Source organism: Streptomyces sp. NPDC055632 (assembly GCF_053618675.1).
On sequence record NZ_JBSHHY010000022.1, the window covers coordinates 72,028 to 87,645 of the forward strand.

The 15,618-nt window shown below is 74.6% G+C and carries 16 protein-coding genes; 9 read left to right on the forward strand and 7 right to left on the reverse strand.

Features of this window, described 5'->3' with window-relative positions:
- The first annotated feature begins 79 nt into the window (after positions 1–79).
- Complete coding sequence (gene mltG / locus ACWGSR_RS25465; RefSeq protein WP_453569239.1) at positions 80–946, forward strand: endolytic transglycosylase MltG; 867 nt, start codon at positions 80–82, stop codon at positions 944–946.
- 46 nt (positions 947–992) lie between these two features.
- On the opposite strand, the gene ACWGSR_RS25470 is transcribed toward mltG, so the two are convergent.
- The 6 genes from ACWGSR_RS25470 to ACWGSR_RS25495 form a co-directional block, all read right to left on the reverse strand.
- The gene (locus ACWGSR_RS25470; RefSeq protein WP_453569332.1) at positions 993–2,138 is read right to left on the reverse strand and encodes an NAD(P)-binding domain-containing protein; all 1,146 of its coding nucleotides are present in this window, start codon (positions 2,136–2,138) and stop codon (positions 993–995) included.
- Between the two features lie 84 nt (positions 2,139–2,222).
- A complete protein-coding gene (locus ACWGSR_RS25475; RefSeq protein ID WP_453569242.1) occupies positions 2,223–3,434 on the reverse strand; it encodes an LLM class flavin-dependent oxidoreductase in 1,212 nt (403 codons plus the stop codon).
- The gene (locus ACWGSR_RS25480) at positions 3,434–4,465 is read right to left on the reverse strand and encodes an ABC transporter substrate-binding protein (RefSeq protein ID WP_453569245.1); all 1,032 of its coding nucleotides are present in this window, start codon (positions 4,463–4,465) and stop codon (positions 3,434–3,436) included. The genes ACWGSR_RS25475 and ACWGSR_RS25480 overlap by 1 nt, the downstream gene beginning before the upstream one ends.
- 58 nt (positions 4,466–4,523) lie before the next feature.
- A complete protein-coding gene (locus tag ACWGSR_RS25485) occupies positions 4,524–5,255 on the reverse strand; it encodes an ABC transporter ATP-binding protein (protein ID WP_383364701.1) in 732 nt (243 codons plus the stop codon).
- Positions 5,228–6,103 (reverse strand): ABC transporter permease, encoded by an 876-nt coding sequence (locus ACWGSR_RS25490; RefSeq protein ID WP_453569249.1) that lies wholly within the window; start codon positions 6,101–6,103, stop codon positions 5,228–5,230. The genes ACWGSR_RS25485 and ACWGSR_RS25490 overlap by 28 nt, the downstream gene beginning before the upstream one ends.
- Positions 6,104–6,221: 118 nt before the next feature.
- Entirely contained in the window at positions 6,222–6,305 is an 84-nt protein-coding gene (locus ACWGSR_RS25495; protein ID WP_352027631.1) for a putative leader peptide, read from the reverse strand.
- 197 nt (positions 6,306–6,502) lie between these two features.
- On the opposite strand from ACWGSR_RS25495, the gene ACWGSR_RS25500 reads away from it, so the two are divergent.
- Together ACWGSR_RS25500 and ACWGSR_RS25505 are read left to right on the forward strand one after the other, a co-directional pair.
- Positions 6,503–7,045 carry an FABP family protein gene (locus tag ACWGSR_RS25500; RefSeq protein ID WP_453569252.1) on the forward strand — a complete coding sequence of 181 codons (543 nt, stop codon included), beginning with the start codon at positions 6,503–6,505 and terminating at the stop codon, positions 7,043–7,045.
- A 49-nt stretch (positions 7,046–7,094) separates the two neighbouring features.
- Positions 7,095–9,176 (forward strand): prolyl oligopeptidase family serine peptidase, encoded by a 2,082-nt coding sequence (locus tag ACWGSR_RS25505; RefSeq protein WP_453569254.1) that lies wholly within the window; start codon positions 7,095–7,097, stop codon positions 9,174–9,176.
- Here the strand turns inward: ACWGSR_RS25505 and ACWGSR_RS25510 are convergent.
- Complete coding sequence (locus ACWGSR_RS25510) at positions 9,124–10,110, reverse strand: LuxR family transcriptional regulator (RefSeq protein ID WP_453569257.1); 987 nt, start codon at positions 10,108–10,110, stop codon at positions 9,124–9,126. The two genes, ACWGSR_RS25505 and ACWGSR_RS25510, sit on opposite strands and share 53 nt — an antisense overlap.
- Positions 10,111–10,273: 163 nt before the next feature.
- Between ACWGSR_RS25510 and ACWGSR_RS25515 the strand changes: the two genes are divergently transcribed.
- From ACWGSR_RS25515 to ACWGSR_RS25540, 6 genes are all read left to right on the forward strand, one after another.
- On the forward strand, positions 10,274–11,686 hold the full coding sequence (locus ACWGSR_RS25515; protein ID WP_453569260.1) for an aminopeptidase P family protein: 1,413 nt from the start codon (positions 10,274–10,276) through the stop codon (positions 11,684–11,686).
- 142 nt (positions 11,687–11,828) lie between these two features.
- Entirely contained in the window at positions 11,829–12,239 is a 411-nt protein-coding gene (locus ACWGSR_RS25520) for a nuclear transport factor 2 family protein (protein WP_386365834.1), read from the forward strand.
- 175 nt (positions 12,240–12,414) lie between these two features.
- The gene (locus tag ACWGSR_RS25525) at positions 12,415–12,795 is read left to right on the forward strand and encodes an STAS domain-containing protein (RefSeq protein WP_453569263.1); all 381 of its coding nucleotides are present in this window, start codon (positions 12,415–12,417) and stop codon (positions 12,793–12,795) included.
- A 20-nt stretch (positions 12,796–12,815) separates the two neighbouring features.
- On the forward strand, positions 12,816–13,331 hold the full coding sequence (locus tag ACWGSR_RS25530) for a PadR family transcriptional regulator (RefSeq protein WP_376234500.1): 516 nt from the start codon (positions 12,816–12,818) through the stop codon (positions 13,329–13,331).
- A gap of 147 nt (positions 13,332–13,478) precedes the next feature.
- Positions 13,479–14,690, forward strand: coding sequence for a DUF2306 domain-containing protein (locus ACWGSR_RS25535; RefSeq protein ID WP_453569266.1), 1,212 nt, complete (start codon positions 13,479–13,481; stop codon positions 14,688–14,690).
- Positions 14,687–15,583 carry a hypothetical protein gene (locus ACWGSR_RS25540; RefSeq protein WP_453569269.1) on the forward strand — a complete coding sequence of 299 codons (897 nt, stop codon included), beginning with the start codon at positions 14,687–14,689 and terminating at the stop codon, positions 15,581–15,583. The genes ACWGSR_RS25535 and ACWGSR_RS25540 overlap by 4 nt, the downstream gene beginning before the upstream one ends.
- Positions 15,584–15,618: the final 35 nt, after the last annotated feature.

Genomic DNA, 15,618 nt, shown 5'->3' on the forward strand with positions numbered 1-15,618 from the left:
ACGACGCCCGGCCTCCGTACGGGGGCCGTCGTGTGCGGGGTTCCCCGGATTCCCGTACGGGCCGGGTTAGCGTGCGCCCATGACGTACCGGCCGACACCGTACGCACCCCCACCCCCGCACCGTTCCCGACCCCGCCTCACCCGCCGCGGACGGCTGGTGCTCCTCCTCGGAGCAGCGCTCGCCGTGGCCGCCGCGGTCACCGCCACCCTGCTGCTCGTCCGCGACGGCCGCCCGGCCGCCGACCGGCCCCGCCCCCTGCTGGTCCCGGAGGGCCGGCGCTCGGCCCAGGTCTACACGTCCGTCGACCGGGCGCTCGGACTGCCCGAGGGGGCCGCGAGGAAGGCCGCGACCGCGCCCGGCACCGCCCTCCGGCTGCCCGCCGAGGCCCGCGGCAACCCCGAGGGCTACCTCTTCCCCGCCACCTATCCGGTCCTCCCGACCACCACGCCGGAGGAGCTGCTGCGCTTCATGGTGGCCACGGCCGGAAAGCGGTTCGGCACCGCGAAGGTCACCGAGGGCGCCAGGGCCCACGGGATGAGCACGTACGAGGCGGTGATCGCGGCCAGCATCGTCCAGGCCGAGGCCGACAACCCGGACGACATGGCCAAGGTCGCCCGGGTCGTCCACAACCGGCTCGCCCGGGGCATGGCCCTCCAGATGGACTCGACCCTCAACTACGCGCTCGGCCGCAGCACTGTGGACACCACGCACGAGGACATCCGCTCCACGAGCCCGTACAACACCTACGCGCGCAAGGGGCTGCCGCCGACCCCCATCGGCAATCCGGGGGACCAGGCCCTGGACGCGGTGATCAGCCCGGCGGACGGGGACTGGCTCTACTTCGTCACGGTCGCCCCGGGCGACACCCGCTTCACCGCCGACTACGCCTCCCACCAGGTGAACGTGGCCGAGTTCAACGCGGGCCGGAGGGCGGCGACACCCTGAGGCGGCGGGGACGGGCCGGTTCGACGGACCGGGTCGGAGGACCGGTTCAAAGGACCGGTTCGACGGGTCGGTTCGCAGGAACGACGGACTGCTCGCCGTCCCGCTCCCGCTCCCGTTCGCGGCGCAGGAGGCGCCCGATGTCGGAGACGGCCGCGCGACCGGCCCGGTTGGCGCCGATCGTCGAGGCCGAGGGGCCGTAGCCCACGAGGTGGACGCGCTCGTCCCGCACCGCGCGCGTGCCCTCCACCCGGATGCCGCCGCCCGGCTCCCGCAGCCGCAGCGGGGCCAGGTGGTCGATCGCGGCCCGGAAGCCGGTCGCCCACAGGATCACGTCCACGTCGACGCTCCGGCCGTCGTCCCAGGCCACCCCGGTCGGGGTGATCCGGTCGAACATCGGGAGCCGGTCCAGGACCCCGCGCGCGCGTGCCTCCCGGATCGCGTCGTTGAGGGGGAGGCCGGTGACCGAGACGACGCTCTGCGGGGGCAGCCCCCGCCGCACCCGCTCCTCGACCAGCGCGACGGCGGCCCGACCCTCCGCCTCGCCGAACGGGCCCTCGCGGAAGACGGGCTCGCGCCGGGTCACCCAGAACGTGTCGGCGGCTACCCCGGCGATCTCCATCAGGTGCTGGGTCCCGGAGGCCCCGCCGCCCACCACGAGCACCCGCTCGCCCGCGAACTCCTCCGGGCCCGGGTATCCGGCGGTGTGCAGCTGACGGCCCCGGAAGGTCTCCTGACCCGGGTAGCGCGGCCAGAAGGGGCGGTCCCAGGTGCCGGTGGCGTTGATCAGGGCCCGGGTCTCGTAGACGCCCTCCGAGGTCTCCACCCGGAGCCGGCCGCCCCCGCCCTCCCGGACGGCGGTGACGTCCACGGGCCGGTGGACCCGCAGGTCGAAGGTCCGCTCGTACGCGTCGAAGTAGCCGCCGATCACCTCGGAGGAGGGGCGCGCGGGGTCCGCGCCGGTCAGCTCCATCCCGGGCAGCGCGTGCATCCCGTGGACCTTGCCGTACGTGAGGGAGGGCCACCGGAACTGCCAGGCGCCGCCCGGGCGCGGGGCGTGGTCGAGGACGACGAAGTCCCGGTCCGGCTCCAGGCCGGCGCGCCGCAGGTGAAAGGCGGCGGAGAGGCCCGCCTGCCCGGCGCCGATGACGACGACGTCGAGCGGACGGGCCTCCCCGGCCGCTCCTCCCACCATTTCGGCCCTCACGAAATCGTTCACGCTTCTACCAACCGGGGCGGGGGCGCGGATCTTCCCGTCCCCCCGCCCCGTCGGCGGTTCCTACCGGCTGCCGGGCACGAGCAGCGGGGCGCCGCCCGGGGCCGAGGCCGGACGCCCGTTCGCCGCCGGGACGCCCAGGAGCGGGGAGGCCGGGGGAGAGGGGAGCAGTCCGCGCGCGGCCAGCTCCGGCGTCACGCCCTCGCCGAACCAGTACGCCTCCTCCAGGTGCGGGTAGCCCGACAGCACGAAGTGCTCCACCCCGAGGTCGTGGTACTCCTCGATCCGGTCCGCGACGTCGGCGTGGCTGCCGACGAGCGCGGTCCCGGCCCCGCCCCGCACCAGGCCCACGCCCGCCCACAGGTTCGGCGAGATCTCCAGGCGGTCGCGGTCGAGCGAACCGCCCCGGTGCAGCGCCAGCATCCGCTGCTGGCCGACCGACTCGCTGCGGCCCAGGAGCTCCTGCGCGGCGGCGACCGTCTCGGCGTCGAGGTCGGAGAGCAGCCGGTCGGCGGTCGCCCAGGCCTCGCGGGCCGAGTCGCGGGAGATGGTGTGCAGCCGGATGCCGAACCGGACCGTCCGGCCGCGCTCCTCCGCGAGCCGCCGGATCCAGTCGATCTTCTCCTTCACCTGCCACGGCGGCTCGCCCCACGTCAGGTACACGTCCGCGTGCTCCGCCGCCACCGGCCCGGCGGCCTCGGACGAGCCGCCGAAGAAGATCTCGGGCAGCGGGTCCGGCGGCAGGGCCGTGAGTCCGCCCTCGACGTGGAAGTGCTCGCCCTCGAAGTCGTACGGCCGCCCGCCCCACACGCCCCGCACCACCGAGAGGAACTCGGCCGTGCGCGCGTACCGCCGGTCGTGGTCGAGGTGGTCGCCGAAGCGGCGCTGCTCCGCCGAGTCGCCGCCGGTCACCACGTTGAGGAGGAGCCGGCCCCGGGTGATCCGCTGGTACGTGGACGCCATCTGGGCCGCGAGGACCGGCGAGATCACCCCCGGCCGGAACGCCACCAGGAACTTGAGGCGTTCGGTGTGCTGGGCGAGCGCGACCGTGGTCAGCCAGGCGTCCTCGCACCACGTGCCGGTCGGGGTCAGCACCGCCTCGAAGCCGAGCTGCTCGGCCGCCTTGGCGATCTGGACCAGGTAGTCGATGTCGGGCGCGCGCACCCCGGACACGGTCCGGTTACGGGTGATCCCGCCGTCCGTGTACGCGTGCCGGTCGACGAGGGTCCGGCCGTCGCCGCCGGTCGGCAGGAACCAGTGCAGATGGACGCTCATCAGGAGGCCTTTCCGTAGCTGCGCGCCGCGGTGGTCGACGGCGGCAGGTCCTTGTTGAAACGGGTGTCCACGTAGTCCGCGAAGCGGAACTTCTTCGGGATCAGCTTGAGTTCGGCGAAGGTGTCGGCGATCTTCTGCTCGGAGGCGACGGCCGCCTCGTCGAGGGCGACCGGGACGCGGGTGCCGTTGCTGCGCTTGACGGCGGCGAGCGCCACCTCGTACGGCAGGCCGGTCTCCTTCGCCCAGACCTTCGCCCACTCCTCCGGGTGCTCGAACACCCAGCCCTGGGCGCGGCGCAGCCGCTCGACGAAGTCGCCGATCGCCTCGGCCTTCTCCTTGTCGGCGAGTGCGGAGGGGGAGGCGACCTGGAAGCCGAGGCCGTTGACGAGCCCGCGTCCGTCGGTCAGGACCCGGCCCTTCCCGCTGAGCAGGACCTGCGAGGTGTACGGGTCCCAGACGGCCCACGCGTCCACCTTGCCGGTGGTGAACGCGGCCAGGGCGTCGGCCGGCTGGAGCAGGGTGACCTGGACGTCGGACAGCTTGAGCCCGGCCTTCGCGAGGGAGGCGACGAGCTGGAAGTGGGCGGAGCTGCCCTGTGCGACGGCGACCTTCTTCCCCTTCAGGTCGCCCGCGGTGCGCAGCGGCGAGTCCTTCGGGACGAGGATCGCCTCGCCGGCCGCGTCGCCGTGGGTCGCGGCGATCACGGTGATCTTCGAACCGGCTCCGGCGGCGAAGACGGGCGGGGTGTTGCCGACGGAGCCGATGTCGACGGCCTTCGCGTTCACCGCCTCCAGGAGGGGTGGGCCGGAGGTGAACGTCGACCAGGTGACGCGGTACGGCAGGTCGTCGAGTTCGCCGGCGGCGCGCAGCAGGGCCTCGGCGCCGCCCTTCTGGTCACCGACGTTCAGGACGAGGGAGCCCTTGCCGTCGGAGTTCGAGGCCTCGCCTGCCGCGGAGGCACCGGAGCAGGCGGAGGCGAGGAGCGCCAGTGGCACGAGCAGGGCGGCGAGGGACGGGCGGAAGGACTTCACGGTTCTCTCCTCGGAGGTGTGTACGGGGTACGTGCGGAGGTGGGGACGCGTACGGGATTCAGGCCGCCTTCTCGACGGACTCGCCCTCCGAGACGCCGAGTTCGGCGAGCAGACGGGTGCGGAGCGCGGCGAGCGCGGGGTCGCCGGGCGAGCGGGGCCGGTCGAGGTCGACGGCGGTGTCGTACGCGATGACCCCGTCCCGCATCACCAGGGCGCGGTCCGCGAGCAGCAGCGCCTCGTCCACGTCGTGCGTGACGAGCAGGACCGTGCAGCCGCGCCGCTGCCACAGCTCGGCCACCAGGCGCTGCGCCTTGATCCGGGTGAGCGCGTCGAGCGCGCCGAACGGCTCGTCGAGCAGCAGCAGGTCCGGATCCCGTACCAACGCCCTGGCGAGGGAGGCGCGTTGGGCCTCGCCGCCGGAGAGGGTCTTCGGCCAGGCCCCCGAGCGTTCGCCGAGGCCGACCTCGGACAGGGCCTTCTCCGCGACCTCCCGGCCGGGCTTCCCCGGAAGGCCGAGCAGCACGTTGCGCCAGACCTTCTTCCAGGGCATGAGGCGCGGCGCCTGGAAGGCGACGGCGCGGCGGCGCGGGACGAGGACGGTGCCGGAGATCTCCCGGTCGAGCCCGGCCAGGACGCGCAGCAGCGTGGACTTGCCGCAGCCGCTGTGCCCGAGGAGCGCGGTGAACTGCCCGGCGTGGAGGGTCAGGTCGAGCCCGTCGACCACGGGACGTCCGTCGAAGGAGCGGGTGAGCCCCTGGACGGTCACTGCCCGGTGAAGGTCGGTCGCCATTGCAGCAGCAGCCTTTCGAGAGTGCGGACGAGGGCGTCGGCGAGCAGGCCGAGGAAGGCGTAGACGACCAGGCAGACGACGATCACGTCCGTGCGGAAGAACTCCCGGGCCTGGTTCATGAGGAAGCCGATCCCGGCGTCGGCGTTGATGGACTCGCCGAAGACGAGGGCGAGCCAGGCGGTGGCGAGGGAGTACCGCAGGCCGGTCATGGCGCCGGGCAGCGCGCCCGGCAGGACGACGTGCCGGACCAGGCCCCACCGGCCGAGCCCCAGGGACTCGCCGGCCTCGACGAGCTGGGCGTCGACGCCCCGGATCCCGGCGTACACGTTGAGGTAGAGGTGGAAGGCGACGCCGAGGGCGATGAGCGCCACCTTCGGCGCCTCCCCGATGCCCAGCCAGATGATGAACAGCGGGATGAGCCCGACCCAGGGCACCGTCCGCAGCATCTGCACGGGCGCGTCGACCAGGTCCTCCCCGAGCCGCGAGAGCCCGGACACCAGGGCGAGGGCGATCCCCACCGCGCCGCCGAGCAGCAGCCCCACGGCGACGCGCCGCAGCGAGACCCCCATCGCGTTCGGCAGCGTGCCGTCGCCGATCAGCTCGCCGCCCGCCCGGGCTATGGTCCCCGGCGAGGCGAGCACGTCCGCCGGCAGCACCCCCGCCGAGCTCGACAGTTGCCAGAGGAGGAGCAGCAGCACCGGTCCGACGGCCCGGCGCAGCCAGCGGGGGACGGAGGGGCCGCGGCCGGCTCCCCGTGCGGGGGTGAGGGACTCGACGTCCGAACCGGGCAGAACCGATATGTCGGGCGCGGAAGGGGCGGGGGGTGGTGGGGCATGGTCGACCGTCATGACGGACTCCGGGAGGGAGGGGGCGGCGAGGGTACGCGTCAGCGACCGCGGGCGCGGAACGGGCGCGCGCACACGGCGATCAGGGCGTCAGGAAGAGGGGAGGAGCGGTGAAAGGGCGTCAGCGGCCGCGACGACACGCGGCGGAGGCCACCCGCAGCAGGTCGATGTGACCGCGCGTGGTGAGCAGGGCTGTACGCAACATGGCGCGAACGTAGCGGCCGTCACGGGGCGGGTCAACGGCGTCTCGGAGAGTGGACGCGCCGTCCCGGGGGCCGGGACGGGGACGTGCCCGTGTCCGGAGCGTGATCCCCGCCCTCTGGTCTCCCTTGCGACCGGCGGCCCCACGGGACACCCCCTAGGCTGCGAACCGGCACGGCCCACGATCCAGGAGTACACCCCATGACCGACCGCGACCGGCAGCACCCCTACCCCGACGCCCTCCGGCCGGACGCGGGGCCCGCCCCGCACCCCCTGCTCGCGCCGGTCCTCGGGCTCCTGGGGACCTGGACCGGACGGGGGCGCGGCGGGTACCCGTCGCTCGACGAGGACTTCGCGTACGAGCAGGAGGTCGTGTTCAGCCACGACGGGCGGCCCTTCCTCCGCTACGAGGCGCGGGCCTGGCTGGTCGACGGGGACGGTGCCCCGCTGCGGCCCTCCGCGCGGGAGAGCGGCTGGTGGCGGCTCCAGCCGGAGGGGCGCGTCGAGGCGCTGATCACCCAGCCCACCGGCATCGCGGAGATCTCGGTCGGCCGCGCGGACGGCACCGCGGTCGACCTCGCCACCCACGAGGTCGCCCTCGCCCCCACCGCCAAGCAGGTGGACGCCACCCGCCGCCGCTACGCCCTCGTCGACCCGGACACGCTCGACTTCGTCCACGACCTCGCGGCCGTCGGCCTGCCGCTCCAGCACCACCTGGGCGTACGGCTCCGCCGGACCGGCTGAGACCGCAGGCCCCCTTCGGTCGTGCGCGCCGGTCCCGCACAATACGCAGATGAGCGATGACGACCCGTACCTGTGGCTGGAAGAGGTCTCCGGCGACGCCGCCCTCGCGTGGGTGGCCGAGCGGAACGCCGAGACGGCGGAGGCCCTGGCCGCCGACCCCGGGTTCACCCCGCTGAAGGAGCGCCTGCGGGAGGTGCTCGACGCCTCGGACCGCATCCCGTACACCACCCGGCGCGGCGCGCACCTCTACAACTTCTGGCAGGACGCCGAGCACGTGCGCGGGGTGTGGCGGCGCACCACCCTGGAGCAGTACCGCAAGGACGAGCCCGAGTGGGAGCTCCTCCTCGACGTCGACGCGCTCGCCGCGGAGGAGGACGAGAAGTGGGTCTGGGACGGGGCGGTCGCGCGCCGGCCCGCCCACGACCGGGCCCTGGTGAGCCTCTCGCGGGACGGCGCCGACGCCGCGGTGGTCCGCGAGTTCGACCTGGAGGCGAAGGAGTTCGTCGAGGACGGCTTCCGGCTGCCGGAGGCGAAGACCCGGATCGGCTGGATCGACGCCGACACCGTCTTCGTCGGCACCGACACCGGGCCGGGCTCGCTGACCGACTCGGGCTACCCCCGCACGGTCCGCCGCTGGCGGCGCGGCACCCCCCTGGAAGAGGCCGAGACGGTCTTCGAGGCCGGGAGCACGGACGTGTCGGCCTGGGGCTACCACGACACCACGCCCGGCTTCGAACGCGACTTCGTCGGCCGCTCGCTGGACTTCTTCCGCAGCGAGACGCACCTCCTGGAGCCCGGCGGGACGCTCGTGCGGATCGACGTGCCCGAGGACGCCGAGGCCTACGCGCACCGCCGCCACCTGATCGTCGCCCTCAAGTCCGAGTGGCTCGGGCGGCCGAGCGGCTCCCTCCTCGCGTTCGGCTTCGACGCCTTCCTCGCGGGCGACCGCGCCCACGAGGTCCTGTTCGCGCCCGACGAGCGGACCGCCCTCGCCGGGCACACCTGGACCCGCCACCACCTGGTCCTCCAGACGATGCGCGACGTCGGCACCCGCGTCGAGGTCCTCACCCCGACCGACGAGGGCCCCTGGGACCGCGCGCCCCTCGTCGGCGTCCCGCCCCTCTCCGACGTCGGCGTCACCGGCACGGACCCGGACCGCACCGACGAGTACTTCCTCGACGTGTCCGGCTTCCTCCAGCCCTCCACCCTCCGCCGCGGCGAGATCGGCGGCGACACCGAGGTCCTCAAGCAGGCACCGGAACGCTTCGACACGACCGGCCTGACCGTCGCGCAGCACTTCGCGACCTCCCGGGACGGCACGCGCGTGCCGTACTTCGTCATCGGACCCGACCACTCCGTCACCGGCCCCGGGCCCACCCTGCTCTACGGCTACGGCGGCTTCGAGGTCTCCCTCACCCCCTCCTACGGCGCCGTCCGGGGCCGGGCCTGGCTGGAGCGCGGCGGCACCCACGTCGTCGCCAACATCCGGGGCGGCGGCGAGTACGGACCCGACTGGCACCAGGCCGCGCTCCGCGCCGAACGGCCGCGCGCCTTCGAGGACTTCGCGGCCGTCGCCGAGGATCTGGTCGCCCGGGGCGTCACCACCCCGGACCGGCTCGGCGCGGTGGGCGGCAGCAACGGCGGCCTGCTCATGGGCGCGATGCTCACCCGGTACCCCGAACTGTTCGGCGCGATCGTCGCGCAGGTGCCGCTCCTCGACATGACCCGCTTCCACAGGCTCCTGGCGGGCGCGTCCTGGATCGCCGAGTACGGCGACCCGGACGACGAGGCCGACCTGCCGCACCTGCGGGACCTCTCCCCGTACCACCGCCTGGAGGCGGACCGGCCCTACCCGCCCGTCCTCCTGATGACCTCGACCCGCGACGACCGCGTCCACCCCGGCCACGCCCGCAAGACGGCGGCGCGGCTCCGGGAGCTCGGCCACCCCGTCCTCTTCCACGAGAACACCGGCGGCGGCCACGCGGGCGCGGGGGACAACGAACAGGCCGCCCACAACAGCGCCCTCCTGCACACCTTCCTGTGGAAGAACCTCGCACCGGCCCCCGGGTGCGGTGACGTCACAGCCACCCCGAGCGCTGCGCCTGGAGCGCCATCTGGAACCGGCTCGTAGCGCCGAGCCGGGCCATCAGGACCTGGATCCGGCGGAAGAGCGTGCGGCGGCTGACCCCGAGCTCCCGGGCGACGACGTCGTCGCCCGCCCCGGCCGCGAGGAGCCGGAGCAGCCGGCGGTCGGCGGGCAGCAGCCCCGCCGGCCGCACCGAGCGGCCGTGCAGGGGCAGCGCGCTCCGCCAGGTCTGCTCGAAGAGCGCCACGAGCGCCGAGAGCAGGCCGCAGGGCTGCACGACCAGCATGCTGTTGTGGACGTCGGCCTCCCTGATGGAGAGCGAGACCAGCGCGTACGCCTCGTCGATGATCAGCAGCTTCACCGGCACCGACGGCAGCACCCGCGCCTGCTCGCCCGCCTCCACGCACGGCTCGATCGCCTCCTCCAGCTGCCCCGGGTGCTCCAGGGACGCCTGCGAGTAGACGACCCGCTGCGTCACCCCGCGCGCCAGGGTCGCGAGCGCGTCGTCGGTGGCGCTCGGCAGCGGGAAGTACGGGGGCGAGTCGAGCTGCCTGATCCGCTCCCGCGCGCTGGCCCAGGCCTGCCGCATCCGGGGTCCGACCGCCTCCCCGGTCACCACCTCGACCAGGTCGTCGTGGTACGCCGCGAGCCGCTGCCGCCGGAACGCCTCGAACGCCCCGCCGACCGTGATCCGGGACTCGTCCAGCTCGGCCGCCCGGTGCCGGCCGAGGATCTCCAGACCCGCCGCCGGGGGCACCGGGGCCACCGGGTCCCCGCCGTCCGCGACGGCGCTCGCCAGACCCGCGTCGACCAGCTCGCCGTACGCGGCCGCGAGCCCGCCGCCCGCCAGACCGGCCGCCGCGCCGATCGCGTCCAGCGGCGCGGGCCCGAGCTCCAGGAGGCGCGGGTAGAGCCGCCTGGCCCCCTCCCCGACCCCCAGCAGCCGGAGCGCCTCACCGAGCCTCGCGTCGTTCGCCATGACCGCATTATCGGCGCCCGCCGCACCTCTGAGTGGCCGATCCGTGCCACTGGCGGACCCCGGCCACCGGCGGGCGCCGGGCGCAGTACCGTCCGGGGGCCGCCGACGCCCGGCGGCCGTGCCCCCCCGAAGAACCGGGAAGAACCGGAAGAAGGAGCAGGACGTGGCGAAGGGTCGCAAGAACGGTCTCTACGAAGGCGTCTCCGAGGAGCTCTCCGCCCTGATGAGGACGGGGTGGGCGGACACCGAACGGCACGGACTCGAACCCGACGAGCAGGCCCCGTACGCGGCCCGCCGCCGCGCCGCGCTCTCCGCGCTCTTCCCCGGCGAGCGCCTGGTCGTCCCCTCGGGGAACCTCAAGTACCGCTCCAACGACGACGTCTACCCGTTCCGCCCGTACTCGGGCTACGTGCACCTGACCGGCGACCGGGCCCGCGACGGCGCCCTCGTCCTCGAACCCCGCGCCGACGGCGGCCACGACGCGTACTGCTACCAGCTGCCCCGCGACAGCCGGGAGGACGACGAGTTCTGGATCGGCTACACGGCCGAGCTGTGGACGGGCCGCCGCCCCTCCCTCGCCGAGTCCGGCGCCGTCCTCGGACTGCCCTGCCGCGACGTCCGCACCGCCGCCGACGACCTGGCCGCCGGGACCGGCGTCCCGACCCGGATCGTCCGGGGGATCGACCCGGCCCTCGAAGCGGCCGTCGCCACCGACGAGGAGCGCGACGAGGAGCTGGAGGAGGCGCTGAGCGGCCTCCGGCTCGTCAAGGACGCCTGGGAGGTCGGCGAGCTGCGCAAGGCGGTCGACTCCACCGTGCGCGGCTTCACCGACTGCGTCGCGGAGCTCTCCCGGGCGGTCGCCTCCTCCGAGCGCTGGATCGAGGGCACCTTCTTCCGCCGGGCCCGCCTGGAGGGCAACTCCGTCGGCTACGGCTCGATCTGCGCCGCCGGCGAGCACGCCACGATCATGCACTGGACGGACAACGACGGACCGGTGCGCCCCGGCGACCTGCTCCTCCTCGACGCCGGCGTGGAGACCCGCACCCTCTACACCGCCGACGTCACCCGCACCCTCCCGATCAGCGGCACCTTCACCGCCGTCCAGCGCCGGGTGTACGACGCCGTGCACGAGGCGCAGGAGGCCGGGATGGCGGCGGTGAAGCCGGGCGCCCCCTACCGCGCCTTCCACGAGGCGGCGCAGCGCAGCCTGACGGCCCGCCTCGTGGAGTGGGGGTTCGTCGAGGGGCCGGTGGACCGCGCGTACGCCCTCGGCCTCCAGCGCCGCTTCACCATGGCCGGCACCGGCCACATGCTCGGCCTGGACGTCCACGACTGCGCGCGGGCGCGCACGGAGGAGTACGTCGACGCCGTTCTCGTGCCGGGCATGGTCCTGACCGTCGAGCCGGGCCTGTACTTCCAGCCCGACGACCTGACCGTGCCCGAGGAGTGGCGGGGCATCGGCGTCCGCATCGAGGACGACCTGCTCGTCACCGAGGACGGCCACGAGAACCTGTCGGCGGGCCTGCCGCGCTCGGCGGACGAGGTCGAGGCGTGGATGGCGAGGACGGCGGGCTGACGGCACGGCGGGGCCGGACGGACGGGAGCCCGGGGAGCGCTCCCGTCCGGGGGCCGTCGTGGGAGCGGCCCCTGGACGGGACGAGGACCGTACGGTTAGCTACTTCTGCACCTACTCAACTAGTTGTCTATGGAGTCGCGCCGTGCACCCGTTCCGTACCGCCGTGGAGAACCGCGACCTCGACGCCGTCGAGGCCCTGCTCGCCGAGGACGTCGTCTTCACCAGCCCCGTCGCCTTCAAGCCGTACCCCGGCAAGGCCCTCACCGCCGCGATCCTGCGCGGGGTCCTCCGGGTCTTCTCCGACTTCCGGTACGTCCGCGAGATCGAGGGCGCGGACGGCCGCGACCACGCCCTCGTCTTCACCGCGAAGGTCGGGGACAAAGAGATCAACGGCTGCGACTTCCTCCACTTCGACGAGGAGGGCAGGATCGACGAGTTCACCGTCATGGTCCGCCCCCTCTCCGCCGCCCAGGCGCTCGCCGCCGCCATGGGCGCCGAGTTCGGCCGCATCCAGGAGGAGGCCGCCGCGGCCCTCGCGGCGGACGGGCGGTGAACGGCCCCCGGCGGTGAAAGGCCCCCGGCGGGGAAGGGGTGCACCGGGGGCCGGCACGGGAAAACAGGGCTGATATTCACCGATTCGGGTGATTGCGTGACAGGCGAAACGTCCCCTCCGGGTAGGAGTTGGTCACGCTCTGTGTGACATACGGAACCACCCCCTGGAGAGGTCGATGCAGCTGATCCCCCGTCAAGGCCGACATCTGGAAGCACGTTCGTCCGGCGGACACACCGTCGCCGCCCTCCGGGGCGAGCTCGACCTCGTCCTGGTGCGGCGCCTGCGCCCCGAACTCGACGTCCTCGCCCGGGAGTCCGACGCGCTGACCCTCGACATCCGGGGACTCACCTTCTGCGACGCCACCGGACTCGGCCTCCTGGTCCGCTGCGCCGAGCGCACGCGGGAACGGGGCGCGCGCTGGCGGCTCCTCTGCGACCAGCCGAGGATCCTCCGGCTCATCCGCCTGACCGCGCTCGACGGCCTCCTCCGCCCGGAGACCGCCCCGGCCGGAGCGGTCTCCGGGGCCGCCCCGGCGAGGGCCCGCCGGACGGAATAGGGCCGGGGTACGGTCGCCGCATGTCTGAAGTCCGGTTGACCACGCCCTCGTACCTCGTGCTCGGCATCATCGACAAGCTGGGCGAGGCCACTCCGTACGACGTGAAGGTCGAGGCGGCGCGGACCGTGGCGCCGTTCTGGTCCATGCCGCACGCCCAGGTCTACGCGCAGTGCGACCGGCTCCTGGAGGCGGGACTCCTCTCGGAGGTGCGCCAGCCCGGCGGCCGGAACCGGCGGCTGATGAGCCTCACCGGGGAGGGCGCGGCGGCCCTGCGCGACTGGCTCGCCGACCCGGCCTTCGTGCCCGTCGAGGCCCGCGAACGCGGCATCCTCAAGCTGTGGTTCGGGGCCAGCCCGCGCGTCCACGCCCCCGTCCAGGTCGAGGAGCACCGGCGGACCCTCGACGGGTACGAGGAACTGGCCCGCGACGTGGGCGAACTGCTGACGCGCGGCCAGCGCGAGGCGCTGGAGTTCGGCATCCGCTACGAGCGGATGATGGTCGACTTCTGGCAGTGGGTCGAGAGCCGCGAGCCCTGATCCCGTCGAGGCCCCCGTCCCGAATTCTTGTTACCGACCGGTTGACCCCCGTCCCCGGCCCGCCCTACCTTCCTCCGTAGTCCCTCCATGGTCCAGACAGGACTATCGCGGCCGTGGGCGCGCGGAGGGGGCGAAGGGGGAACCGCCGTGGAACGTCGACGTACGGCAGGCACGAGACGGGGGCGGGCGGCCGTCCTCGCCGTGACGGCGGTCTGCCTCGCGTACGCGCCGATCGCCGTGACCGAACTCTGGCCGTACGCCCGGCCGGGCGCGCCCGCCCTCGGCGAATGGGTCCTCGGCCGGACCGTCTCGCCGGAGTTCGTGGCCGAGGCCGTCCGCGACCGGGCGGGGCCGTACGAGCGCAGCCTGGTCCCGCTGATCGTGCACTCGGTCCTCGGCGGCCTCCTGATGCTGCTCGGGCCCGTGCAGCTCCTCTCGGCCGTCCGGCGCCGGATCCGGCTCCACCGGGCCGCCGGGACCGTCTTCGCCGTCACGGTGTACGCGTCGATGGCGGGCGCCGCCCTCTACCTGGTGCGCACCCCGCCGGCGGAGGCGTTCAGCGGGGCCGCGTTCTGGATCGTGCTCGCCACCATCCTCGTCGGCACCGTCGGCAGCGTGACCTCCGGCGTCCTCGCCGCCGTCCGGGGCTTCCCCGACCTGCACCAGCGCTGGATGCTGCTCTGCTACGGCTTCCTGATGACCGCTCCGCTCCTGCGGCTCGAATGGGGCGCGCTGCCCCGGCTCTACCCGGGGCTCGACATCCTCGACGTCAACCGCGTCGCGATCATGCACCTCGGCGCGCTCGTCGTCTTCGGCGCGCTGCTGGCCTCCCGCGCCCTCGACCGGCGCACCTCCGTCCCGGGCCTGACCGGCACCTGGTGCCCGGCCCCCGTCCGGGTCGCCGCCCATCTCGCGGGCGCCGCGGGCCTCGCGTGGATCGCGGTCTCGTTCCTCGACGGGGGCACGGCGGGGCGCCGGCTCCTGCTCGCGTACCTCGTCCCGTACGGAGCGATGTACGCGGTCATCGCCGTGCGGGCGGCCCGCGCCCGCGCCCGGGGGGCCCTCTGGGCCGCCGAGGAGTGGGGGCTGCACCTCGCGGCCCTGTGCCTGGCCCCCGCGTTCTCGGCGGTGACGGTCCCGGTCCTGGAGCGGACCCTCGGCCTCGACCGGGTGACGGCCCTGATCGCGGGCGTCGGCATCGGCTGCGGCGTCCTCGCGTACGCGGCCGTCACGGCGGTGAGCCTGCGGATCCTGCACGCCCGCGAGGTCGTGAAGCGGCAGGGGACACGGGTGGCCGGACCGGTTCTCGTACGCACCGGGTCCGCGTCGGCCGCCACGGGGGAAGGGGAACGCGCGTGAGCACCGCCGGAGAACGGACGCCCGTGGACGAGGGGACGCCCGACGGCCGGGAGCTCTCGCCCGGCATCGTGGTCCTGGGCGGTGTCGTCGGGGGCGTCGGCCTCGCCGTCGGCGCGCTGCTTGCCGGCACGAGCCTGGCCGGGTACGCGGCGGGGGCCTGGGTGTCCCCGGAGGCGCTCAGCCCCGGACTCCTCGGCGCGGCGACGGCCGGGGTGGCACCCGCCCTTCTCAGGCTCGGCCGGGCCCGCGTCTGGGAGGAGGTGCGGAGCCTCGTCCTGCCGCTCGTGACCGTCCTCGTCGGCCTCCTGGCGGTGAGCCTCCTGAACGCCGGCAGCCTCCAGGCGGCCGAGGGGGGGCCGCTGTTCCTCGCCCTGTTCAGCCTCGGCTGGGTCGCCGTCCTCGGCGTCCTCGCGCTCGGCGCCGTCGGCTGCCTCGCCGCGCAGTACCGCCGCCCGGCCCGCCTCGCGGACGCGGGCCGGCGGGTGCCCGCCGCCCCGCTGCCCGGCTGGTCGAAGCCGCCGCTCGCCGTGCTCGGCTCCGGCTGGCTCGGCATCGGGGCCGGTCTCCTCGTCTTCCCCGCCTTCTGGGGCCCGCTCGTGCCGTGGACGGTGAACCGCGCCGACGCGCAGGGCCTCGGGGTGTGGGCGCTCGCCCTCGGCGTCGGCGTCCTCGCCTCCTTGGCCGAGGACGACCTGACCCGGCTCCGCCCGGCCCTCGGCGCGGTCCCGGCCGTGGCCCTCGCCGCCGCCGTCGTCCTCGCCGTCCACGCCCCGGAGGTCGACTGGGCGTCGGGCCCCGGCGCCTCCCTCGTCGCCCTGCTCGCCGGCCTCCTGGCGACGGGCGTCTCCGGCCGGTTGCTCCTGAACGGGGCGTCCCGCGCGACGGGCGGCTGACCGGCGGCCCTCTCCGGCCGAAATCCCGTGGCGGC